The following is a 23136-nucleotide window of genomic DNA, read 5'->3' on the forward strand; positions in this document are numbered from 1 at the left end:
ATGGCAGGATGGCGGAGTGTCAGAAGAGACCAGTCGGCCGGGCGCCGGCGGACGTGAGGCGGACGCCGTGCGCGAGGCCGCACCGCAGGCCGCGCCCGCGACTGCCCCGGGGAGCGCACCGGAGACCGCACCCGAGGTCCCGCGCCGGGCGGGCTCGGGGACCGCACCCGCCGCCGCGGCGCAGGGGGCCGCAGAGGTGGCCGGGCAGGTCGCGGGGGAGCGCGGCCGGTACGGGCGCAAGCGCCCGCGCCCCGGTCTGACCACCGCCGGCGTGGTCGCCGCCGGGCGCCGGGTGATCGAGCGCGACGGGATCGACGCGCTCACCATGCGCGCCGTCGCCACCGAGCTCGGCACCGCGCCCGCCTCCCTCTACCGGCACGTGACCGACCGTGAGGCGCTGCTGCTCGCCGCCTTGGAGGAGATCGCCGAGGGCCTGCCGGTCGGCGTGGCGGGTGCCGGCCCGGAGGCCCGGCTGCTGCGCCGGCTGGTCGACGCCCACGACTACATGGCCGGCCACGCCTGGGTGCTGCACATCCTGATCCGGGGCGAGCTGGTGGCCGAGAACGCGCTGCCCTTCAACGACGCCTGCCTCGCCGACCTGATGGCCGCCGGACTCCCGCCCGGGCGCGCGATGCCGGCGTTCCGTTCCTGCTGGCAGCTGGTCCTCGGCGAACTGCTCTCCGAGCACCCCGTCAGCCCGCCGCGGGAACCGAGCCAGCGCCGCGCCGCGTACGAGGGGGCGGACGCGACGCGGCTGCCGGCTCTCGGGCGGGTGCTGGCCGAGACGGGGTACGTCGGCGTGGGCGAGCGGTGCGGGGAGCTGGAGGTGGCGCTGGGTGCGCTGATCGCGGGGCTGGTGCGACGCGGGTAGCCCCGGGCCGCGCGGCCGCGCGGTCAGGGGCCGGTGGCGAGGAAGGCCGTGAGCCGCCGGTTCAGTTCGTCCGGCCGGGCGGTCAGCAGGGTGTGGTGGGACGTTCCGGGGAGGACCGCGACCGTGGCGGAACGGAGGGTCCGGCGGGCGCGTTCGGCCACCGCGGCGGCGTCGTGGGTCCGGCTCCGTTCGGCGAACAGGGCGAGGACGGGCGCGGTGAGCCCGCGCAGCTGGTCGGTGGTCGGGCGCGGGCCGGTGACCGGCCGGGCGGCGGGGAAGCCGGCGTACCCGAGTGCGTACAGCTCGCGCCAGGCCGGGTCGAGGGCGGTCCCGCCGCTCTCCCAGTCCAGGTAGGAGCGGGCCCTGGCGGCCGTGCGCGGGGGCGCGAGGAGGGGAAGGGCCCGCAGCAGGTAGCCGGGGCGGAAGCCGGCGAAGCACTGGGTGGGATCGAGGAGGGCGAGGCGGCCGACCCGGCCGGGGGCGTGCAGGGCGTGGCGGAGGGCGATCCACGCGCCGTAGGAGTGGCCGACGACGTCGGCGGCGGCCACGTCGAGCCCGTCGAGGACGGCGTCCAGCCAGCTCAGCAGGCCGGGGACGCCGCCGAGCGGCGAGCCGCCGAGGACGCTGCGGCCCGGGTCTCCGATCAGGTCGACGGCGAGGACCCGGTGGCCGGCCCCGGTGAGTGCGGCGACGACGGCGGTCCAGCAGGTCGAGGTGGAGCCGCCGCCGTGCAACAGGACGAGGGGGCGGCCGTCGCGCGGGCCGCAGGCGTTGACGCGGGTGGCGCCGTGGGGCGTCCGGACGGTGAGCGCCTCGGCCGGGACGGGCCAGCGGGCGAGGGCCTCGTCGTAGGCGGTGAGGAAGGCGGCGTGGCCGGGTTCGACGGCCGGGTCGGCGGATGTGCGTGCGGACATGATCTCCCCCGGTGGATGATGGAGTCGCTCGCCGAGCGTGTATCTCGCTCAGCGAGACAATACGTCCGGGGGACCGTCAGGGAAAGGACACGGGGTGGAGCAATCTCGGCTGCCGATGGAGCTGGTCCATCTGTTGCGCGGACTGACCGTCGAACTCGACCTCTTCGGCGCCGAGTTCGCCGCGCGGCACGGGCTGCACCCGACCGACCTGCGGGCGCTGGTCCACCTGCTCGACGCCGCGCGGGCCGGTTCGGTGGTCACTCCCGGGCGGCTCGGTGAGGCGTTGCGGCTGAACTCGGCGGGGACGACCGGTCTGGTCGACCGTCTGGTGCGGCTCGGCCTGATCCGGCGCGAGCGCGATCCGGAGGACCGTCGCAAGGTCCGGCTGGTGGTGGAGGACCGGGCGACGGAGCTCGGGCAGGCCTTCTTCGGCGGGCTCATCGCCGATCTGGTGACCGCGATGGGCGGCTTCGGGGAGGCGGAGCTGGCGGTGGCGCAGCGGTTCCTGACGGCGATGACCGACGTGGTGGCGACGGCCCGGGCCCGGTGACGCCGGCCTGCCGGCGGCAACCGGTCGGTCGCGGCCGCGACCCGGCGTGCCCGCGAGGGGGCTACGGATCCGCAGTGGCGGAGCGTACGGAGCTGCCGTCCGGACAGAGCCAGGTGCGTCGGTCGAGTCGGACGCAGGGGCGACCGGCGACATCGAGCGCGGACCCGGTGCGCGTTGCCGGTGCGAACCCCCGGGCGGGCGCTCTGCGGACGAACGGCCCGCCGGTTCCCCGGCGGGCCGTCCTCCCACGGGTCGGGATCAGTAGATCCTGTTGGCGAAGGTCCTGAACGCCGTCTGCGTGCCCGAGCCCGCGATGCCGTCGATCGCGCCGGTGTAGCCCCAGCTGTCCTTCGGCAGACGCTGCAGCGCCTTGACGGTCTCGGTGCCCGCGAGGCCGTCGAGCGCGCCGCCGTAGCCCCAGTACCCCCGCAGCCAGTGCTGAACGTTCTGGGCCTGTGTGGTGTTCAGCCCGAGGTTGTTCACCGCGAGGACGCGCTGGGAGCCGGAAGCCTGGACGGCCGGAGCGTTCGGGGTGGCGCTCGCGGTGGCTGCAAGGCCGAACGTGGCGGCTGCCGCCACTGTGACGGCAACAGCGCCCTTCGCGATCTTGTGCTTGAGGTTCATGGTCCCCCGGTCCCGGACGGTCCGGACGGATGCGAGCCGACGAGGCCGTCGGCGGGGCGCGTCCCGGCTACGGCCGGAGCCCGGCGAACTCGTCCAGGACCGCCACTCGCAGCTCGTGCGCGCCGTCCGGCCGGGTCTGCTCGTAGTACAGGTACCAGCGCCCCCGGGCGGCGACCACGTCGGCGTAGCGGACGTCCAACCAGGGCCCGTCGGTGGTCAGCCGGTGCCACTCCCGCAGGTCGGTGGAGACGGCGAGGCCGCAGCGCTCCTCGTAGTTGCCGGCGGCGTCGGCCGAGCCGTCGTAGAGCGCGAGCCAGCCGCCCCGCCCGTCCGGGAGGACGGCGGTGATCCGGGCCTCGTAGGCGTCCCAGGCGCCGGGCGGGCCGACGTCCAGGACCTCGGCGGCCCGGCCGGGAGGGGCGGTGAACCGCAGTCCGTCGGGCGAGCCGGCGCGCGCGGTCGGCTGGACGGTGAGGCCGGTGGTGTGGATGTCGGCGTCGGCGTGGGCGAGCTCCTGCTCCTCGGCGGTGAAGGCGCGGGTGCGCGAGACGGTGCTGAACATCTCTACCGTGCCGTCGAGTTCGAGCAGGTAGGGGTCCTTGACGCCCTCGGTGCCGGTGCCGGCGGCGGTGAGGACCGGGGTGCGGGTGGCGAGGTCGAAGGAGTCCGGTGCGCCGGCCCGGACGGCGTCGATCCGCCAGCGGTTGTCGGCCGGGTCGACGTAGCTGAGGTGGAGCAGGTAGCCGTCGTCGCGGGGGAGCAGGGCGAAGCGCTCCATCGACGGCGAGTCCAGCTCGGCGCGCTCGACCGACCAGACGTCGTGGAACTCGACGCCGTCCCCGCTCTCGGCCACCGCGCAGCGCCAGCCCCGGTCCTGGCCGTCGGTGCCGCGCGGGCGGCGCTCGCGGTAGGTGAGCAGGAAGCGGTCGCGGTCGGCCTCGTAGCGGATGCCCGGGCAGCCGGCCCAGTAGCCGGGCAGGGGGCGCTCGGGTGCGCGGACGAGGACGGAGTCGCTGAGGTCGGGCGGGGCGGGCAGGGTGCGCGGGGCGGTGGTCGGCATGGCTGGCGGTCGTCCTCACGGAAGGCGGCGGGGTGCTTCGGCAGTTTCTATCAGATCGATAGAAAGTTTCGAGACGGTGTCCCGAGGCGGGCGGCATGTCGCTGGTCAGCAAGGGGCTCTTTCTGCCTGCCGGGCTTCTGTGAAGCCTGTGTTTCCCCCTGTGGCGATCGGGCAACGCAGGTCGGCCTGGTCTTGACCATCACCGGAAGATCGGGAAAGACTTCTTCTCACAGTCGATCAAACATCTTGCGGCGATCGCTCGCCGCGCACCGTAGAGGAAGCCCGACCCGATGACAGCCCCCACCACCGACGCGCCCGGCTACGGCGGTCTCGGCCTGTACGTCGGCGACATCCACAACCACTGCGGCATCAGCTACGGCCACGGCCCGATCGAGGACGCGTACGCCAACGCCCGCCTCCAGCTCGACTTCGCCAGCGTCACCGGCCACGGCTGGTGGCACGACCTCCCCGAGCGGACCCCCGAGCTGGCCTCGCTGGTCGACTACCACACCCAGGGCTTCGCCCGGCTCGCCGACCGCTGGGAGCACGTCCAGGAGGTGACCGCCGCCGCCCACGAGGACGGCCGGTTCGTCACCTTCCAGTCCTTCGAGTGGCACAGCCTCGCCCACGGGGACCACTGCGTGTACTTCGACGGCCCGCGCGGCGAGATCATCCGCGCCGCCGGCCTGGAGGAACTGCGAGCCCGGCTGCGCGCCCTCGCGGCCGAGGGCGTGCGGACCTGGGCGCTTCCGCACCACATCGGCTACGGCACCGGGCGGCGCGGCATCAACTGGGACACCTACACCGAGGAGTTCGCCCCGGTGGTGGAGATGATGTCGATGCACGGCTGCGCCGAGTCCGACGACGCGCCGCGCACCTACCTGCACACCATGGGCCCGCGCGACACCACCGGGACCGCCGTGCACGGGCTGCGGCTCGGCCACCGGTTCGGGCTGATCGGCTCCACCGACCACCACAGCGCCTTCCCCGGCAGCCACGGTCACGGCCGGCTCGCCGTCTGGGCGCCGGAACTGACCCGGCCGGCGATCTGGGACGCGATCGAGCGGCGGAGCACCTACGCGATCACCGGGGACCGCATCCTGCTCGCGGCCTCCGTGAACGGGGCGCCGATGGGGGCCGAGACCGCGTCGGCCGACCGCCGCCGGATCCGGGTCACCGTGCAGGGCCGGGACGCGCTCGACCACGTCGAGGTGGTCCGCAACGGCGTGCCGATCCACCGGGTCTCCCGGCCCGAGCTGCTGGGCGCCGCCGCCCGGTCCGCCGCGTTCGACGGCACGCTGGGCTTCGCCGTCGGCTGGGGCAAGCGCGAGACGCCCGTCCACTGGGACGTCACGCTGCGGGTCGAGGGCGGCGAACTGCTCGACGTCCAGCCCCGGTTGCGCGGTTCGGAGACGGTCGCCCCGGCCGCGGCCGAGCCCGCGTCGTACCGCCCGTCCGACTGGTGGCGCACCGGCCCGGGCGAGCTGCGGCTGCGGACCGTGACCGAGGGCAACCCCAACACCGCGACCGACGCCACCCAGGGCTTCTCGCTCGCGGTCGCCGGCGACGACCGGACCAGGCTGACGGCCGTCGTCAACGGGGTCGAGACCTCGTACGCCGTCGGGGAGCTGCGCGAGGGGCCGCGGACCGGGTTCATCGGCGGGTTCGTCTCCGGGGCCTTCCGGTTCGACCGGGCGGTGCCGGCCGGGGAGCTCACGGCCGAGCTGGACCTGATCGACGAACGGCCGGGCGGCGACGGCGACTTCTACCACGTACGGGTCCGGCAGCTGAACGACCAGTGGGCGTGGTCGAGCCCGACCTGGGTCGGGCGGGCCGCGGGCGCCGGGCGGACGGGCCGTGCCGGGTCGGCGGCGGCCTCCTGTCGACGGGCCGGCTGACGCCTGAAGCCGTCGTCGGCCGGCCGCCCCGGTCACCGTCACCCGAACCCGTACGTCCCGAGGAGCACGATCCCCATGGCCCCGTCCCGCCCCACCGCACGCCGGCTCGCCGGCACCGCCCTCGCCGCCGCGCTGCTGACCGGCACCCTCGCCGCCCCGGCGGCCGTCGCGGGCACGACCGCCGGAACCGCCACCGCCGTCACCGCCACCACCACCGCTGCCACCACCGTGTTCTCGGACGACTTCGAGTCCGGCACCGTCGCCAACTGGACCCGTCAGCGGATCGACGGCAACGGCAGCATCACCGTCACCGGCGGGCCCGCCGGCGGTTCGGGCCTGGCCGGCCGGTTCAGCGTGCCCAACGACGGGCAGTCCTACCGCTCCGAGGTCGCCGTCAACGCCCTCGGCTGGGGCGGCTACCGCTTCGCCTTCGCCGACTACCTGCCCGCCGACTGGGTGCGCACCTCCACCGAGACCATCGTCGCCCAGTGGCACGGCTACCCGCTCGCCGACGGCAGTGACACCAAGCCGCCGATCGCCCTCACCGTCAAGGACGGCAACTGGCGGCTGAAGGTGCACTGGCTGACCGACCCGTCCACCGTGCAGGAGGCCGTGATCCCGCTCGGCGCCGTGCAGTTCGGGCACTGGAACCAGTGGGCCTTCGACGTCACCTGGTCCACCGCCACCACGCCGGGCTCGATCACCGTGCTCCGCGACGGCGTCCAGGTCGGCACGCACAGCGGGCTCAACAACTACCACCAGAACCAGGCGCCCTACTTCAAGACCGGCATCTACCGCGCCAACTGGAACCCGGCCAAGGGCATCTCCTACCCGACCGGCGGACCCGACGTGGTGCTCTACAGCGACAGCGTGGTCGTCACCAAGTACTGAGGCGGGTGGGGGAGTTCCCCGCCCCGTCGGCCCGCGGCCCCGTGCCGCGGGCCACCCCGAACCCAACCACCAAGAGGTAGCAGCACCATGAGCGAAGCGGCCCGCCACCCCGGCCTGGCCCGAAGAGGCTTTCTCGGCCTGAGCGCCGGAGCGGCCCTGCTGGCGGCGGGCTGCCGCTCGGCCACCGACCCGTCACCCGGCGGCGCCGCGGGCGCGTCCGCCACCGCCTCCGCACCCGACCTGCAGATCGTGTACGGCAGCGCACCCGACCCGACCCAGCTGCTCCACCGGGGCCCGGACACCCCGGCGTTCGTCAACCTCGTCCTGGACCGGCTGGTCGACCTCGACCCGAAGACCCTCCAGCCGGTGCCCTGGCTCGCCACCTCCTGGGAGTGGAGCGCCGACCGGCTGAAGCTGGTGCTCAAGCTGCGCGAGGACGTCACGTTCCACGACGGACGCGGGCTCGACGCCGACGACGTCGTGTACTCGCTGGTCGGAGCCACCAAGAGCTCCCAGGTCAAGCCGCTGCTGGAGCGCCTGGCCGACGTGAAGGCCAGTGCGCGGGGCGAGGTCACCCTCACCCTCTCCAAGCCCACCAGCAACCTGTTCGACGCGCTCGCCTTCAACCCCGTCGTCGACGCCCGGAGCTACGTCGAGGGCAGGGCCTCCGACAAGGTCAACGGCACCGGCCCGTTCACCTGGCAGGAGTTCAAGGGGGGCAACCAGCTCGACCTCACCCGCTACGACCGCTACTGGCAGAGCGGACGGCCCCGGTTCGAGCGGATCACCGTCCGGTCGGTGACGAGCAGCCAGGCCGGTCTGTCCGCGCTGCAGTCCGGTCAGGCCCACCTGATCGGCGCCGTCCCCGGCCGCGACCTCAAGGTGCTGGCCGGCAACCCCGGCTTCACCGTGCAGTCCGCCAAGGCCTCCTACCAGCAGGCGTTCCTCGGGGTGAACGTCGCCTCCAAGCCCTTCGACGACATCCGGGTCCGCCAGGCGCTGCAGTACGCGGTGGACCGCGAGCGGATCGTCGCCCAGGTCTACGGCGGCCACGCCGAGGCCAGCAGCCTGCCCTGGCCGTCCAACACCCCGGGGGTCACCCCGGACCAGGTCACCCGCTACCGGCACGATCCGGAGAAGGCCCGGGGCCTGCTCCGGGAGGCCGGCGCGGAGGGCGTCCGGGTGCCGCTCACCGCCGCCAACTCGCCGATCTTCACCTCGCTCGTCGAGCTGGTGAAGTACGACCTGGAGCAGGCGGGCTTCGGCGTCGACGTGCAGCTGCTGGACAACGCGGCGATCCAGCCGAAGATCCAGCAGGGCACCCTGGAGGGCCTGTTCGTGGCCAACCACGGCATGGTCAGCGTCTCGCCGCTGAGCGGCATCACGGTCTCGGGGCCGCTCCAGGTCGGCAAGAACACGTCGCACGTCACCGACCCCGCCTACGCGGAGCTGCAGGCCCGCGCGTTCGCCGCCGCCGACGAGCAGGCCCGGGCCGACGTCAACCACGAGCTGTCCGAGTACCTGCTGGCGCAGTCCTTCCACATCACGCTCGCACACGCCTGGGAGACGTACGCCTTCGCCTCCTCGGTGCACGACGTGTCCACCAGCGCGCTCGGCTACCTGAAGCTGACCGACACCCGCCGGGCCGGCTGACTCCCGGTCCCGCCCCGTCCGGTCCCGTCCGGTCCCGCCCCGTCCGGCTCCGCCAGGTCCGGCCCGGTCCGCCCCGACCGGCCGGATCCCGGCGCCGCCCCGGCCCGACGAACCGCCCCGCCCCGCCGGCCGCCGGCCCCGGGCGACCCCCACCGCCCGGGGCCGGTGAACCACCCGGCCCGCCCGCATGGCCCGACCACCCGGAGAACCCCCGTGCCGTACTGGACCAGAAAGGCCGCCGGAGCGCTGGCCACCCTCTGGCTCGCCTCGGTGGCCGTCTTCCTGCTGCTCCACCTGGCTCCCGGCGACCCGGTCTCCGCCGCCCTCGGGGCCGAGGCGGACCAGGAGCAGCGCGACCACCTCAGCCGCCAGCTCGGCGTGGACCGGCCACTGCCCGTCCAGTACCTGACCTGGCTGCGAGGACTGCTCGTCGGCGACCCCGGACTCTCCTTCCACTACCGCGAGCCGGTCACCAGGATGATCGGCCAGAGCCTCGGCTCGACCCTCCAACTCGCCTTCGCCGCAGGTCTGCTGATGCTCGTGCTCGGCCTGCTGCTGGGGGCCGCGCTGGCCGCCGAGCGGCGCGGCCGGCTGGCCCGGGTGCTCGACCCGCTCACCACCGCGGTGCTGGCCCTGCCGGTCTACGTCACCGCCGTGCTGTTCGTCTTCGTCTTCGCGGTCCTGCTCCGCGTCCTGCCGGCCGGCGGCGAGAAGGACCTCCTCACCGCGCCGGACCTGGCCGTGCAGTACCTGGCGCTGCCCGCCGTGGCGCTGGCCCTGCCCGGGTCGGTGGTCCTCGCCCGGCTGCTCGCCACCGAGATCCGCCGCACCCGGCAGGAGGAGTTCGTGCTCACCGCGGTCGCCAAGGGTGCGCCGCCCCGGCGCATCCTGCTGCGCCACGTGGTGCCCAACAGCCTGGCGCCGTTCTGCGTCGAGTTCGGGCTCAACCTCGGGGAACTCCTCGGCGGAGCCGTCGTCGCCGAGCAGCTCTTCGCCCGGCACGGTCTCGGCCAACTGCTGCTCGACGCCATCAACCAGCGGGACTACCCCGTCGCCCAGACCCTGATCATGCTCGCCGTCGCGGTGGCCGTCACCGTCCAGCTCGGTTCCGAGCTGCTGGTCGGTCGCCTCGACCCGCGGATCGCCCGCGCCGGCACCGGGGAGGCCCGATGAGCACCACCGCCGAGACCCAGGACACCACCGCCGGGACCCCGGCCGAGGCGGGAACCGCCGGGACCGGAGGGGCGGCCACCGCGGCCGACAGCACTCCCGCAGGCCGGAGCACCGGGCGTCGCCGACTGCCGGCCCTGCCCGCGCTGCCCGCCGCACTGCGGGGCAGGCGGGGCCGGACCGGGGCGGCGCTGGTCGCCCTGGTGGTGCTGCTCGGCCTGCTCGGCCCGCTGCTGCTCTCCGCGGACCCGTACCAGCAGAGCCGCGAGGCACTGGCCGGGCCCTCCTGGGACCATCCGCTGGGCACCGACGAGGTCGGCCGCGACCTGCTGGTCCGCGCGCTGTACGGGGTCCGGATCGAGCTGCTGGTCTGCCTGCTGGCCGTTCCCGTCGCCGCCGTGCTGGGCACCCTGCTCGGCCTGGCGGGCGGGCTCAACCGCCTGCTCGGCGAGGCCGTCCAGCGGCTCTTCGACCTGCTGCTCGGCTTCCACGGGCTGCTGCTCGGCCTGGCCATCGCGCTGATCGTCCGGCCCGGCCTGGGCAGTGTGGTCGTCACCATCGTGCTCAGCGCCCTGCCCGTCTTCGGCCGCCAGGCACGCGCCGCCCTGCTGGCCCAGCTCGCCCGTGACCACGTGGTGGCCGCCCGGGTGCTCGGCGTACCGCGCGGGCGGACCCTCCGCCGGTACGTGCTGCCCAACGTCACCGACGCCGCCACCGCACTGCTCGCCGTCGCGATGGCGCACGCGGCCAAGATCGAGGGCGGGCTGAGCGTCCTCGGCTTCGGCATCCAGCCGCCCACCCCCTCGCTCGGCACGATGATCAACACCGGTAGCAAGTACCTCTTCCTGCACCCCGGTTACGCCCTCGCGCCCGTCCTGCTGCTCGGTCTGCTGGTGTTCGGGCTGACCCTGCTCGCCGACTCGTTCAACCGGGAGAAACTGCGGTGACCGCGCCCACCGAGACCGCCCGCACCACCGGTGGCGGCCCGACCGCCGGTGCAGGCCCGACCGCCGCCGTCGACGACGTCGGCCGCACCGGCCCGGGGGCGCCGCTGCTGGAGGTGTCCGGCCTGCGGGTCGCCGCCGGGCCCCACCAGGTCGTCCACGGCGTGGACTTCACCCTCCGGCCCGGCGAGATCCTGGGCCTCGTCGGCGAGTCCGGCTCCGGCAAGACCCTCACCGCGCTCGCCGCCAACCGGATGCTCCCGCCCGGCTGCCGGACCACGGCCGGGACGGTCCGCCTAGACGGCACCGACCTCCTCACCCTCCCCGAACCCGGCATGCGGGCCGTCCGCGGCCGCCGGATCGGCATGGTGTTCCAGGACCCGCTCGCCTACCTCAACCCCCGGATGCCCATCGGCCGCCAACTCGCCGAGGCCGCCCGGGTGCACGGATCCTCCCGGGCCGCGGCCCGGGCCCGTGCGCTCGAACTCCTCGACCTGGTCGGCATCCCGGAGCCGGAGCGCCGCTTCCGCGACCGCCCGCACGAGTTCTCCGGCGGGATGCGCCAGCGGGTCCTGATCGCCATGGCGATGACCAACCGGCCCGACCTGCTGATCGCCGACGAGCCCACCACCGCCCTCGACCCCACCACGCAGGCCGGCATCCTCGACCTCCTGGTCCGGCTCCGCGACGAGACCGGCACCGCGGTCCTGCTGATCACCCACGACCTCGGGGTGGTCGCCCGGACCTGCGACACGGTCCAGGTCATGTACGCCGGACGGATCGCCGAACGAGCCCCGGCCAAGGCCCTGCTGGCGAGCCCGCGACACCGCTACACGGCCGGGCTGCTGGCCGCCGTCCCCCGGCTGGACGGCCCGCCCGGCCGCCCGCTCGCCGTGATCGGCGGCCGCCCGCCCGCCGCGGGCGAACCGCTGCCCGGCTGCGCCTTCGCGCCGCGGTGTGCCGCCGCCACCGCGCGGTGCGCCGAGGAGGTGCCCGCATGGGAGGTCGTGGGGGACCGCGGTCTCGCCTGCCATGTGCCGGTGCCGGAGGAGGGGCCGGAGCACGAAGCGGAGCACGAGCAGGGACGAGAGAAGGAGCAGGGTCAGGGACAGGGGCGGACCGACCCGCCGGGGGCGGGCCCGGCCGCCGACGACCGGGCCGCCGCCGCGGCGACCAGCCCCGCCGGGGACGCTCCCGTCGCGGCGGAGCCGGTGCTGGTCGCCGAGAACCTCACCGTCCGCTACGGCCGTGGCCGCCGGGGAGCGCCGGCGCTGGAGGGCGTCAGCCTCACGGCGGCGCCGGGCCGGGCGGTCGGGGTGATCGGCGAGTCCGGCTCGGGCAAGTCGACGCTGGCCCGCGCCCTGCTGGGGCTGCTCCGCCCGCAGCACGGGACCGTCCGGGTCGGCGGACGCTCCTGGGCGGAGGTCGCCCCGGAGGAGGAGCGCGCGCTGCGCCGTCGCGTCCAGTTCGTCTTCCAGGACCCCTACGCCTCGCTGAGCCCGCGCATGACGATCCGCCAGGCGCTCACCGAGCCGCTGCTGACCCACGGCCTGCCGCTCTCGCGCGTCGATGAGTTGCGCGAACTGGTCGGACTCCCGGCGGGGTTGCTCGACTCCCGGCCGCACCAGCTGTCCGGCGGGCAGCGCCAGCGCGTCGCGATCGCCCGGGCGCTCGCGGTCGGCCCGGAGGTGTTGGTGGCGGACGAGCCGACCTCGGCCCTGGACGTGTCCGTCCAGGCCCAGATCCTCAACCTCCTCCTCGATCTGCGCCGACGGACCGGCGTCGGGCTGGTGTTCATCTCGCACGACCTCGCGCTCGTCCGCCACCTCTGTGACGAGGTGCTGGTGATGCGTCACGGCCGGGTCGTCGAACACGCCCCCTCCGCCGAGCTGTTCACCGCGCCCGCGCACCCGTACACCAGGCAGCTGCTGGCCGCCGCCGCGCACTGACGCGCGCCGCCTTCCGGTTCGCCCCGCCTGCCTGTCCGCCCGCCTGCACCCCGTGCCGCCCGCCGCGCACATCCCCGCCGCCCCCTCCTAGGAGCACCATGACGTCCGCCAGCCCCTCCCGCCGCCAACTCCTCCTCGGCGCCGGTACGGTGACCGCCCTGACCGCACTCGGTGTCGGCCCCGCCGCCGCCGCGCCGCGCTCGCCCCGCGCCCCCGAGGTGACCGGCCTCGGCCCGGGGAACGCCGACTTCCCGCTGATGAGCGCCACCCTGCTGGGCGAGACGCTCTGGATCGGCTCGCGGAACCTGGCGCCCGCCAAGGTGGTCGGCTACCACGTGCCGACCGGGCGGGTCACCGCGACCGCCACCCTGCCGACCGGCAACTTCGTGCAGGGCTCCGCCGCCCACGGGGGCCGCCTCTACCTGGGCGTCACCGACGCGCCGAAGGCCGTCAACCTCTACCGCCTCGACCCGGCCGACGGCAGCGTGCGCGGCCTCGTCAACGTGCCCGGCGCCGACGTCCGGGACGTCGCGGTCGCCCCCGACGGCGTGGTGTACGCCACCGGACGGCAGAAGGGCCGCGCGGCCGGCCCCGGCCTGTACGCGTACGACCCGGCGACCGGCGTGCTCACGGAGGTCGCCTCGCCCGCGCCGGGCGCCACCCAGGGCCGGGCGGTCGAGGCCACCGCCACCCACGCCTACCTGGGTGTCGGCAGCAACCTGGCGGGCGGCGGCGGGGCCACCCTCGCCAGCCTGTTCGCGGTCGAGCGGGCCACCGGCCGGATCGCCGACATCACCCCGCCCGAGCTGGCGGCCGACACGATCATCCGGCAGATCACCGCGCTCGGGGACGACCTGCTGGCCGTCTCCACCGAGGGCAAGCCGGCCCACGTCGCCTTCCTGGACCCCGCCACCCACACGGTGCTGCGGTCGTTCCCGGTGCCCGGCACCAAGAGCATCACCAACTTCCAGCGCCTGGGCGACACCGTCTGGTTCACCTCCACCGAGCAGGGCGTCGTCTGGCGGTACCGGCTCGCGGCCGGGACCCTGGAACAGTTCGCCGTGCCCGTCCCGGACGGCAACTCCTGGGGCCTCGGCCGGCTCGGCTACACCCTGGTGGGCGTCACCGAGGGCGGCACCGCGTGGACCCTCTCCACCTCCACGGCCGCCGTCACCACCACCGACCTGGTGGCCGCCGGAGCGCCGGCCGAGGCTCAGCTCGGCATGTCGCTGGCGGCCCGGAACGGCCGCGTCTACGTCGGCGGCAACGGCTCGATCGCGCTGCACGACCTGCGCGCGGGAACGGTGCGCAAGCTCCCGGTGCCCGGCGAGGCCAAGGACACCGTGATCCTCGACGACGACACCCTCTACCTGGGCGTCTACTCCTCGCAGGGCATCTGGCGGTACAACCCGTGGGAGGACACGGAGCCGGTGCAGGAGGCCGTCCTCCCGCAGGAGCAGAACCGGCCGCAGACGATCCGCTGGGACGAGGAGCACGGGCTGCTGCTGCTCGGGGTGCAGGCCGACACCACCGGCGGCGGGTCCTTCGTCACCTACCGGCCCGGCAGCGGCCGGCCCACCGTGCACGTCGACCCGCTCGGGTCCGAGCAGCTGGTCCGCGCGGTGGCGGTGGGCCACGGGCAGGCGTTCCTCGGCGGCGACAACGCCAAGACCACCGGTCCGCGCGGCGACCTCGCCGCCTGGGACCCCGAGGCGGGGCGCGAGCTCTGGCGGATCGGCACGAACCTCGGCTCCGGCATCAGCAGCCTGGCGGTCCACGGCCGGTGGCTGTTCGGCATCACCGTGAACGGGCAGGTGTTCTCCGTCGACCTGCGGACGGCGCGGCGGCGCCCCGGCGGCGGCGCGCCCGCGCCGGTGATCGGTGCCCGCGCCGACCTGCGCGCGATCACGTCCGCCAACCCGCGCCTGCTGGTGGTGGACGACCGGCTGTACGGGATCAGCGAGCGGACGCTGTTCCGGCTCGACCCGGAGACGCTGGCCGCCACCGTGCTGGTCCAGGTGGACGCCGAGTGGTACAGCGGCGCCCGGGTCGCGGCCGACGACGGTGGCGTGCTGTACACGCTGCGCGGACGCGAGCTGATCGCCGTACGGGACCGCTGACCGCCCACGCGGCAGGTGCGGGCGCCCGGACAGCGGTGTCGGGGGGCCGGTGTCCGGGGCCGGGGCGGGGTCGGGGGCCCGCCCCGGCCCGGGGCCTCAGGCCGGGCCGAGCGCCCACGCGGCCAGCGACAGCGTCGCCATCGACACCAGGGTGGAGCAGAGCACCGCGTCCCGCGCCAGTGCCGCGCCGCGACCGTACTCGCGGGCGTACACGAAGACGTTCTGCGCGGTCGGCAGCGCGGAGAACAGGACCACGGTGAGCAGCTGGTGGGCCGACAGGTGGAGGACGAACGCCCCGACCGCGTAGGCGGCCAGCGGCTGGACGACGGTCTTCGTCAGCACCGCCACCCCGACCTCCGCGTACCGGGCGGCGCCGGTGACCGCCGGCCGGTGGCACAGCGAGAGGCCGAGTGCCACGAGCGCGGTCGGCACGGCCGCACCGCCGAGCAGCTCGCAGGAACGATTCAGCTCGGCGGGCGGTCGCCAACCGGTCGCCGACAGCACGGCGCCGAGGGCCACCGCCAGCAGGATCGGGTTGCGCAGCGGCAGGGTGAGCGCTGCCCGCAGCCCGGCGCGCCCCGAGTCCAGGACGGTCAGCACGACCGGGGTGACCACCAGGATCTGGAACAGCACCACCGGCCCCACGAACGAGGCGTCGCCGAGCACCTGCACCGCCACCGGGATGCCCAGGTTGGCCGAGTTGACGTAGCCCGCCGCCATGCCGCCGACCGTCCGCTCCGGCAGGCCCCGCCCGAACAGCCGCTGCGAGGCCAGCAGCCCCAGCCCGCCCGCCACCGCCGTGCCCGCGGCGAACGCCGCCATCGACGGATTGGCGAACCGGTCCAGCGGGGTCCGGGCGATCATCAGGAACAGTGCCGCAGGCATGGCCGCGTGGAAGACGAACCGGTTCAGCACCTGCTCCGCCTGGCCCCCCAGCAGCCCGCTCCGACCGAGCAGGTAGCCCACCCCGGTGAGCGCCCAGATCGGGGCGAAGCCGGAGATCAGCGGAGGCAGGCTGGGCATGGAGTCCTCGGCAGGGTCGGCACCGGCGGCACCGGCGGCACCGGCGGGTGCGGTCGCGGTGGCCCACGGCGGGCCGCCGGACCGGAAGTCAACCAGGCGGCGGTGCGGGGCTGACCAGGAGGGTCCCGGGACCCGGCCGGCGGCGGCAGGCCCTAGGATGGCGCTGTGGAGTACCTGAGCCTGGCCGAGGTCGAACGGATCGCGCGGAGCGCCCACGCGGGGCAGACCGACAAGAACGGTCACCCGTACACCGAGCACCTGGCGGCGGTGGCGAACGGCGTCGCGGTGCGCGGCGGCAGTGACGAGCAGATCGCGGCGGGCTGGCTGCACGACGCGATCGAGGACGACGCGCTGACCGGTGACTGGCTGGCCGGGGCCGCCCTCACCGACGCCACCAAGGCGATCGTGGACGCGCTCACCAAGCGCCCCGGCGAACCGCTGGAGGGGTACACCGCGCGCATCCTGGCCACCCCCGGCGCCCTGCTGGTCAAGCAGGCCGACCTCGCGCACAACTCCGACCCGGCCCGGCTGGCGAGCCTGGACTCGGCGACCGCCGAACGGCTGGCGGCCAAGTACCGCCGGACCCGCGAACTGCTGGGGCTGGACGGCGACACGGCCTGACGCATCCCCTGACGAGCGGTCCGGGCCCTCCCGGGCGGCGGACCGTCAACCCGCCCGCGGCGCCGGGAGGAAGCGCGCGAACGGATCGCCGGAACGGGCGCAGTGCACGGCGAGCAGGGAGCGGAACCGGTCGAGCAGCGCCGCGTGCCGCGCGTCCACGGCCAGGTTGACCATCTCGCCGGGATCGGCGGTGAGGTCGAAGAGCTGCTCCCGGTGGTCGCCCCAGGCGTAGCAGACGTACTTGTGCCGCGGGTCCCGGACCATCCGGCCCAGCGCGTTGTTGAAGCCGGGCAGCTCCCAGCGCGTCTCCACCACGACCGTCTCCCGGGGTTCCGGGGCGCGGACGCTGCGCCCCGGCAGGCCGGGCGGCGGGGTGACGCCCGCCAGGTCGCAGAGCGTCGGGACGAGGTCCAGGCCGGTGGAGACCAGCCGGTCGCTGACGGCACCCGCCGCGGCGCCGGGGCCGCTGACCAGGAAGGGCACCCGCACCGACTCCTCGTACAGGGCCCACTTCTGGTTCCACCGGTGCGCGCCCGCGCCGTCGCCGTGGTCGGAGCTGAACACCACCACCGTCTCCCGGCGTCCCTCCTGCCGCTGCTCCGGCCCGTCGGCCGGTTCGCGGAGCGCGGACAGGACCGTTCCGAGGTGCGCGTCCACCCGTTCGACCAGTGCGTAGTACGCGTACCGGTACCGCCGCCAGTCGTCCTCGCTCCACTCCTCGGTGGGGTGGGTGTGCGCCCAGGCCCGCTGGGCCAGCCGGGGCAGCCGGGCCTCGTACGGGGCGGGCGGGAAGTTGGCGGGCAGTGGCGGGCAGTCCTCGGCGGGCGGCGGGGCGGGCAGCGGCCCGGTCTTCGGGTCCTGGCCGCGCGCCCATTCGCAGATGCCGTGCGGTTCCAGGAACGACGCGACCAGCAGGAACGGCCGGTCGCGCCGCTCGCGGACGAACGCGGCGGCGGCGCGGGCCAGTCCGGCGTCGTCCCCGGCCGGGTGGATGCGGCGGAAGCCGTGCCCGTCGGGCAGGTCGAGTTCGGGCAGGTGCCACTTGCCGCCGTAGCCGCAGTCGTAGCCGGCGTCGGCGAACAGCCGGCCGAGCACCGGCTCCGCGCCGCCCTCGTTCCCGGTGACCCCGAGGCTGCTGGGCAGTTGCCCGGTGAGCAGGCTCGCCCGGGACGGTGCGCAGAGCGGTTGGGCGCAGTACGCCTGGCGGTACCGGGTGCCGGCGGCGGCCAGGGCGTCCATGTGCGGGGTGGCGAGGTGCGGATTGCCGGTGGCGCTCATCGCCCCGGCGGTCTGCTGGTCCGTCAGGACCACCAGGACGTTCGGCCGGTCGTCCACAGGTCGGTCGTCCACAGGTCGGTCGTCGGCGGGGCGGTCGTCGGCGGGGCGGTCGGTCACGGTCAGGCCATCCGCTCGTAGGTGCGGCGGTCGAGCGCCCGGAGCAGCGGCTCGCCGAGCGTCCAGCGCTCGAACTCCCCGACCACCAGGTCGCCGAGGCGCCGGCGCTCCAGGGCCTGACTGCCGGCCAGGTGCGGGGTGACCACGACGTTCGGCAGGGTGAACAGCGGCGAGCCGGGCGGCGGAGGCTCGGGGTCGGTGACGTCCAGTACGGCGAACAGGTCCGGTCGTTCGGCGAGCACGTCCAGCAGGGCGGGTTGGTCGAGGACGGCGCCGCGTGCGGTGTTGACGAGCGTCGCGCCGGGCTTCATGGCGGCGATCAGGGACCGGCCGACCAGCCCCCTGGTCTCCTCGGTGAGCGGCGTGTGGACGGTCACCACGTCCGCCGTGGCGAAGAGTTCCTCCAGGCCGACGGCCGCCACCCCCGGCGGGGGTGCGGCGTACGGGTCGTGGGCGACCACCCGCACGTCGTAGTCGCGCAGCCGTTCGCAGACCAGGCGGCCGGTCGCGCCCAGCGACAGGACGCCGACGGTGGCGCCGTACGCACCCGGGGCGCGGCCGACGCGGATCGGTGCGCGGGCGGCGCGGGCGGCGAGCACGTGCCGCCAGCCGTCCTTGAGCGCGTAGACGATCTGGGCGACGGTGAACTCGGCGACCGGCAGGGCGTTGGCGTGGGCGGCGGTGACGAGCGGGATGCCGGTGGCCCAGAACTCCTCGGTCACGATCCGGCGCACCGAGCCCGCGCCGTACAGCACCAGCGCGAGCCGGGGCATCCGGGCGAGCGCCGCCGCGTCGAGGACGGGGCCGCCCCAGCCGGTGAACAGCACCTCGACGTCGCGCAGCGCGTCCGGGTCGGCGGCGAGCCGTTCGGCGCTCCAGACCCCACCGGGGCCGGCCGGGTCCTCGACCGTCTCCGCCCGCGCGACCACCCGGGCGCGAGCCTCGGGTCCGTACACGTCGGGGAAGCGGACGGGGTCCATCGCGAAGGCGGCCGCGAACATTCGGGTCTCCCTTGGTCGAGTGCCCACGGAGAGTTTCTATCACACTGAGAAATAGTGGGACGCGGGGAGGCGCTGGAGGGGTGGCGGAAGGCCCGGGAGGGCGCACGCGGGCGCGTGCGGGAAGGGGGAGGCGCGGATTCGGGGCCGTGCGGCGGGTCCGAGGGGCGGTGCGGGGGGTGGCGGCCCTGGGCGGGCCGGCGGGGCGAGGCCGGCCCGGCGGTTCAGCGGGTGATGAACGTCGCCCCGTCGGCGAGGCGGACGGCGGACGCGGCGGCGCCGACCAGCTCGGTGGTGGTCGAGTGCACCACCATCAGGCGCGGCAGGACCGGGACCCGGCCCTGCAGGCGGGACTCGATCGCGGGCAGCATCTCGCCCCCGCTCTCCCAGAACAACCGGCCGCCCAGCGCGACGAGTTCGGGCCCGAGCACGCTGGTCAGATTGGCCACCAGCAGGGCCAGGTCGTCGGTGAACTCGTCCACCAGCCGGACCGCGGCCGGCTCCCCCTCCCGGGCCAGCCGGAACAGTTCGGCGACCCGCTCGGCCGAGGTGCCGGTGACGGTCAGCCCCGCCTCGGTGATCCGCCGGTCGACGGCGTGGTCGCCGATCCGTGACTGGGTGTCGCCGGTCCGGCCGAGCGGCCGGTCCAGCGCCCGCCGGTCGGTCATCAGGTGGCCGAGCGCGCCCGCCGAGCCGAGCCGCCCCCGGTGCAGGCGGCCACCGAGCACGATCCCGGCGCCGACCTCGATCCCGACCACCACCGCCGCGAGGTCGCTCACCCCCGCACCGGCCTCGCTGTGCCGGACGGCCAGCGCGACCAGGTCGACGTTGCTCTCGACCGCCACCGGGATGCCCAACCGCTCCTGGAGCAGTGCGCGCAGCCGCATCCCGGGCCAGTCCAGCGCCGGCGCGAACTCCACCAGCCCCGTCCGGTCCCGGACCACGCCGGGCACTCCGACCACCAGGGCGCGCGGGGCGCCGGCGTGCCGGCCGGCCCACGTGCGCAGGCCGTCGACCAGGGCCAGCAGCGGCCCGGTGAGGTCCTCGGCGGACGGCTCGCGGCTCCGGTCGGGGCCGAGGCCGGTCCAGTGGTGCTCGGTCTCGTGCAGCACGGTGCCGTGCAGGTCGGCGACCACGCCGACGATCCGGCGCGGCCGCATCGCCACGGCGAGCACGGTCTGCGCACCGGCGTTGTAGCGGACGAGTTGCGGCGGCCGCCCCCCGCTGGACGGCGCCCGTTCGGTCTCCACGATCACCAGTCCGGCCGTCCGCAGCACCTCGACCAGGCGGTGCACGGTCGCGGTGGAGAGGCCGCTCTCCGCCGCGAGCCGCTGCCGGGAGAGCGAGCCGTGCCGGCGCAGTACCTCCAGCAGTACGGTCTGGTTGACCTGCGCCACGGTCTGTGTGGTCGCGGTCGCGGGGGTGCGCGGTGCGGTCCGTGACGTGGTGCGCGGCGTGGCGCGCGGGGGCTGGGTCACCGGATGCTCCTCGGGCGGGGCCGGGCGGGGCCCGAGCGGGCGGGACTTTGTCTCGGCCCGAATATATCCGACCGGTCCGCCGACCGGACGGGCTCCTGCCGAACGGGGGCGGGCCCGGTGCGCGGGCCCGTGCGAGCCGGAACACGCCCGGCGGGAACGCCCGAAGGGCCCGGCCGCGCGGATCGCGCGCGGCCGGGCCCTTCGGTCACCCCGGTGATCCCTGTCCGACCCCGGGGTGAGGGGGGACAGGCGGTCCGGATGCCGTCGGTGGAGACGGGTGGGGTCGGTTTAGTACCAGTGGTGGGTCTGCCAGAACGACCAGGCGGCGTTCGGGCTGCCGTAGCGGGTGTTCATGTAGTCCAGCGCCCACTTGATCTGGGTGGTGGGGTTGGTCTTCCAGTCGGAGCCGTGCGTCGCCATCTTCGAACCCGGCAGCGCCTGCGCCAGGCCGTACGCGCCCGAGCTGGGGTTGGTCGCGGTCACGTTCCAGCTGGACTCGTGGGAGATGATCTGCTTGAACGCGGCGAGCTGGCCGGCCGGCACGATCTGGGCGGCGATGGCCTGCGGGGACGCGGTCGCGGCCGAGGCGGTGGCGGGCACCAGGCCGGCGCCCAGGGCGGTCAGACCGGCGGCACCGGCAAGAAGAGCGGCAGAAGTGCGCATACGAAGCTTGAAAGCGGGCATGAAGAACAAGACCTCAATCAGGTTGGGCCGGTGCACGCCCCGCCCCGACCGCGGCCGGACAGGGGCCGAAACGGTCGCGGGGCGTGCCCGGCGAAAAGTCTGCGGAAAGCCGCTCCCGGTGGGACAGGTACCGGGTGCGGCTGACGACTGAGCCATTGTTGCCAGACGCGGAGGGCGCCCGCCAAGACCCCCCGGATACGACGCACCGTCGTAGCGGCGGGCGGTGCCGCGAATCGAAGGCGGCGCGGTGACGACGCGCCGCAATGCCCGCTGAGCTGCACCGATGTCCGGACCGGGCGGGGCCGCTCAGAGCAGTCGTCGCCGGACGGCGCGGGCACTATCGACCGTCGTGGCCGTCGAATCCCTGTGAGCGCACTCACCGGACCGGCTCCCGGCGCCGTCACCGACCGGCGCGCCGCCGCCACCACGGGTACAGACGATCTGAGAGCGGCGCCACAGGCGCGGGTACCGGATGCGCAGGCACGGCGCCGGAAACCGGTCTCACGGGGCGATCGCGTCCCCCAGTCGCCGGTGCCGCAGGGCGCGGGCGGCCGACCGCTCCGCCGCCGACAGCCGTGACAGCTCGCCGAGCGCGACGCCGACGGCCCGTCCGAGCCGTTCGCAGAACGCCGCCGGCTCCTCGGCGGCGTCCGGAAGCTCCGGCACGACCACGTCCACCAGGCCCACCGCGGCCAGGTCGTACGCGCCGATGCCCTGGGCCCGGGCCAGTTCGGCGGCGTGCGCGCCGTCCCGGTGGACGATCGCCGACGCGCCCTCCGGCGGGAGCGGCGCCAGCCAGGCGTTCCCGGCGGCGAGTACCCGGTCGGCCGGCAGCAGGGCCAGCGCGCCGCCGCCCGAGCCCTGGCCGAGCAGCACCGACAGCACCGGCGTGCGCAGCGAGAGCAGGGTGGTCAGGCAGTGCGCGATCTCCACCGCGATGCCGTCCAGTTCGGCCTGGGCGGAGAGCTCGGCCCCGGCCGTGTCGACCACCGTGACCAGGGGCATCCCGAGCTGCTCGGCGAGCCCGGCGGTCCGGCGGACGGCGCGCAGGTCGGCCGCGGTGAACGGCCGCTCGCGGTCGCCGGCCTGCCGCTGCTGCCCGACCACCAGCACCGGCCGCCCTTCCAGGACGGCGAGCGCGCGCACCAGTGCGCCGTCCCGGCCGCCCGGTACGTCCAGCAGCACCAGCTCCTCGGCCGTTCGACGGAGCAGCTCGCGGGTGCCCGGTCGGTCGGGGCGGCGGGTCCGCCGGACGGCCTCCCAGGCGTCGGGCCGTTCGCCGGACCCGCCGGACCCGCCGGACCCGCCGGGTCGGGCGGGTCCGGCGGGCTCATCGGATCCGAGCGGCTCTCCGGGTCCGCCGACCGGCGCCACGCGGGTCAGCACGGAGAGCGAGCGCCGCAGCACCTCGCGCAACTCCTCCGGCGCCACCACCGCGTCCACCAGGCCGCGGTCGGCCAGGGTCTCGGCGCGCTGCACGTCGGCGGGCAGCTCCACACCCCGCAGCTCCTCGTAGACGCGCGGCCCGAGGAAGCCGAGCCGGGCCCCCGGCTCGGCGAACACCAGCTGCCCGAGCGTGCCCCAGGAGGCGAACACCCCGCCCATGGTGGGGTTGCGCAGATAGGTGAGGTACGGGATGCCCGCCGCGCGGTGCGCCTGGACGGCGGCGGTGATCCGCAGCATGCAGAGGAAGGCGGCCGACCCCTCCTGCATCCTCGTCCCACCGGAGACCGGCAGAGCGACCACGGGCAGCCGCTCGGCGGTCGCCCGCTCCACGGCCCGGGTGATCCGTTCGGCCGTGGCGACCCCGATCGACCCCCCGAGGAAGCCGAACTCGGACGCGATCAGGGCGACGGTCTGTCCGCCGATCCGGCCGGTGCCGGTGAGGACCGCCTCGTCCAGTCCGGTCCGCCGGCGTGCCCGGGCGAGGCTCGCCCGGTACTCGGCGTCCGCGGGCTCCGTGTCCGCCGGCTCGTCCCAGTCCAGGTGGCTCCCGGGGTCCACGAGCAGCTCGACCAGCTGACGCGCCGTCAGTGAAACTCCCACCTGGTCCACCCCATCGTCCGATCCGCCCGCACCGACGAAGATCACCCTAGGCGGAGGGCGGCGGGCGCAGGGGGATTGGCGGGTGGGTGTGAGCAGTCCGACAGCTTCGCCGGCGGACGGGAGGAAGAGAGGAGGAAGAGAGGGGGAGGAGGCGGAAGGGAAGGAGGGGAGAGGAGAGGCGCCGGGCGCAGGCCGGTGCTCCCCCGCGCGGGGGAAAGGGATCGGGCGTCCGCACGATTCGCGACGG

Annotated in this window: 19 protein-coding genes; 10 read left to right on the forward strand and 9 right to left on the reverse strand. The window is 75.3% G+C overall.

The window, feature by feature from the left end:
- Positions 1-16: 16 nt before the first annotated feature.
- Positions 17-871 carry a TetR/AcrR family transcriptional regulator gene (locus tag ACFWIC_RS07250; protein ID WP_380516610.1) on the forward strand — a complete coding sequence of 285 codons (855 nt, stop codon included), beginning with the start codon at positions 17-19 and terminating at the stop codon, positions 869-871.
- 23 nt (positions 872-894) lie between these two features.
- On the opposite strand, the gene ACFWIC_RS07255 is transcribed toward ACFWIC_RS07250, so the two are convergent.
- The gene (locus tag ACFWIC_RS07255; RefSeq protein WP_380516612.1) at positions 895-1785 is read right to left on the reverse strand and encodes an alpha/beta fold hydrolase; all 891 of its coding nucleotides are present in this window, start codon (positions 1783-1785) and stop codon (positions 895-897) included.
- A 115-nt stretch (positions 1786-1900) separates the two neighbouring features.
- Between ACFWIC_RS07255 and ACFWIC_RS07260 the strand changes: the two genes are divergently transcribed.
- Positions 1901-2335: a MarR family transcriptional regulator gene (locus ACFWIC_RS07260; protein ID WP_329950158.1), complete on the forward strand. Its 435-nt coding sequence runs from the start codon at positions 1901-1903 to the stop codon at positions 2333-2335.
- Positions 2336-2593: 258 nt separating this feature from the next.
- Here the strand turns inward: ACFWIC_RS07260 and ACFWIC_RS07265 are convergent, their stop codons facing one another.
- Positions 2594-2959: a peptidoglycan-binding protein gene (locus tag ACFWIC_RS07265; protein ID WP_329950122.1), complete on the reverse strand. Its 366-nt coding sequence runs from the start codon at positions 2957-2959 to the stop codon at positions 2594-2596.
- A 67-nt stretch (positions 2960-3026) separates the two neighbouring features.
- Positions 3027-4019, reverse strand: a complete 993-nt coding sequence (locus ACFWIC_RS07270; RefSeq protein ID WP_380516615.1) for a hypothetical protein — start codon at positions 4017-4019, stop codon at positions 3027-3029.
- Between the two features lie 290 nt (positions 4020-4309).
- Here ACFWIC_RS07270 and ACFWIC_RS07275 point away from each other — a divergent pair, with 290 nt between their 5' ends.
- The 7 genes from ACFWIC_RS07275 (at position 4310) to ACFWIC_RS07305 (ending at position 14644) form a co-directional block, all read left to right on the forward strand.
- Positions 4310-5917, forward strand: a complete 1608-nt coding sequence (locus ACFWIC_RS07275; protein WP_380516618.1) for a DUF3604 domain-containing protein — start codon at positions 4310-4312, stop codon at positions 5915-5917.
- Between the two features lie 75 nt (positions 5918-5992).
- Positions 5993-6808 (forward strand): polysaccharide lyase, encoded by an 816-nt coding sequence (locus tag ACFWIC_RS07280; protein ID WP_329950119.1) that lies wholly within the window; start codon positions 5993-5995, stop codon positions 6806-6808.
- A gap of 87 nt (positions 6809-6895) precedes the next feature.
- Positions 6896-8461 carry an ABC transporter substrate-binding protein gene (locus ACFWIC_RS07285; RefSeq protein WP_329877838.1) on the forward strand — a complete coding sequence of 522 codons (1566 nt, stop codon included), beginning with the start codon at positions 6896-6898 and terminating at the stop codon, positions 8459-8461.
- Positions 8462-8674: 213 nt separating this feature from the next.
- The gene (locus tag ACFWIC_RS07290) at positions 8675-9634 is read left to right on the forward strand and encodes an ABC transporter permease (RefSeq protein ID WP_329877836.1); all 960 of its coding nucleotides are present in this window, start codon (positions 8675-8677) and stop codon (positions 9632-9634) included.
- Positions 9631-10578, forward strand: coding sequence for an ABC transporter permease (locus tag ACFWIC_RS07295; RefSeq protein WP_380516621.1), 948 nt, complete (start codon positions 9631-9633; stop codon positions 10576-10578). The genes ACFWIC_RS07290 and ACFWIC_RS07295 overlap by 4 nt, the downstream gene beginning before the upstream one ends.
- Positions 10575-12524 carry a dipeptide ABC transporter ATP-binding protein gene (locus ACFWIC_RS07300; RefSeq protein WP_380516624.1) on the forward strand — a complete coding sequence of 650 codons (1950 nt, stop codon included), beginning with the start codon at positions 10575-10577 and terminating at the stop codon, positions 12522-12524. The genes ACFWIC_RS07295 and ACFWIC_RS07300 overlap by 4 nt, the downstream gene beginning before the upstream one ends.
- Before the next feature lie 98 nt (positions 12525-12622).
- Positions 12623-14644, forward strand: coding sequence for a PQQ-binding-like beta-propeller repeat protein (locus tag ACFWIC_RS07305; RefSeq protein ID WP_380516627.1), 2022 nt, complete (start codon positions 12623-12625; stop codon positions 14642-14644).
- A gap of 96 nt (positions 14645-14740) precedes the next feature.
- Here ACFWIC_RS07305 and ACFWIC_RS07310 read toward each other — a convergent pair whose 3' ends face one another.
- Entirely contained in the window at positions 14741-15667 is a 927-nt protein-coding gene (locus ACFWIC_RS07310; protein ID WP_329950114.1) for an AEC family transporter, read from the reverse strand.
- A gap of 165 nt (positions 15668-15832) precedes the next feature.
- Here ACFWIC_RS07310 and ACFWIC_RS07315 point away from each other — a divergent pair, with 165 nt between their 5' ends.
- Positions 15833-16288, forward strand: a complete 456-nt coding sequence (locus ACFWIC_RS07315) for an HD domain-containing protein (RefSeq protein ID WP_329950113.1) — start codon at positions 15833-15835, stop codon at positions 16286-16288.
- A gap of 45 nt (positions 16289-16333) precedes the next feature.
- Here the strand turns inward: ACFWIC_RS07315 and ACFWIC_RS07320 are convergent, their stop codons facing one another.
- The 5 genes from ACFWIC_RS07320 to ACFWIC_RS07340 form a co-directional block, all read right to left on the reverse strand.
- A complete protein-coding gene (locus tag ACFWIC_RS07320) occupies positions 16334-17683 on the reverse strand; it encodes a sulfatase (RefSeq protein WP_380516631.1) in 1350 nt (449 codons plus the stop codon).
- A gap of 2 nt (positions 17684-17685) precedes the next feature.
- The gene (locus ACFWIC_RS07325) at positions 17686-18684 is read right to left on the reverse strand and encodes a hydroxyacid dehydrogenase (protein WP_380516634.1); all 999 of its coding nucleotides are present in this window, start codon (positions 18682-18684) and stop codon (positions 17686-17688) included.
- A 221-nt stretch (positions 18685-18905) separates the two neighbouring features.
- Positions 18906-20159 carry an ROK family protein gene (locus tag ACFWIC_RS07330; RefSeq protein WP_329877824.1) on the reverse strand — a complete coding sequence of 418 codons (1254 nt, stop codon included), beginning with the start codon at positions 20157-20159 and terminating at the stop codon, positions 18906-18908.
- 288 nt (positions 20160-20447) lie between these two features.
- Complete coding sequence (locus tag ACFWIC_RS07335) at positions 20448-20822, reverse strand: transglycosylase SLT domain-containing protein (protein WP_329950109.1); 375 nt, start codon at positions 20820-20822, stop codon at positions 20448-20450.
- Positions 20823-21344: 522 nt separating this feature from the next.
- The gene (locus ACFWIC_RS07340) at positions 21345-22889 is read right to left on the reverse strand and encodes a carboxyl transferase domain-containing protein (RefSeq protein ID WP_380516638.1); all 1545 of its coding nucleotides are present in this window, start codon (positions 22887-22889) and stop codon (positions 21345-21347) included.
- Positions 22890-23136 lie beyond the last annotated feature (247 nt).

The organism is Kitasatospora sp. NPDC127035 (genome assembly GCF_042726075.1).
Classification (GTDB): Bacteria; Actinomycetota; Actinomycetes; order Streptomycetales; family Streptomycetaceae; genus Kitasatospora.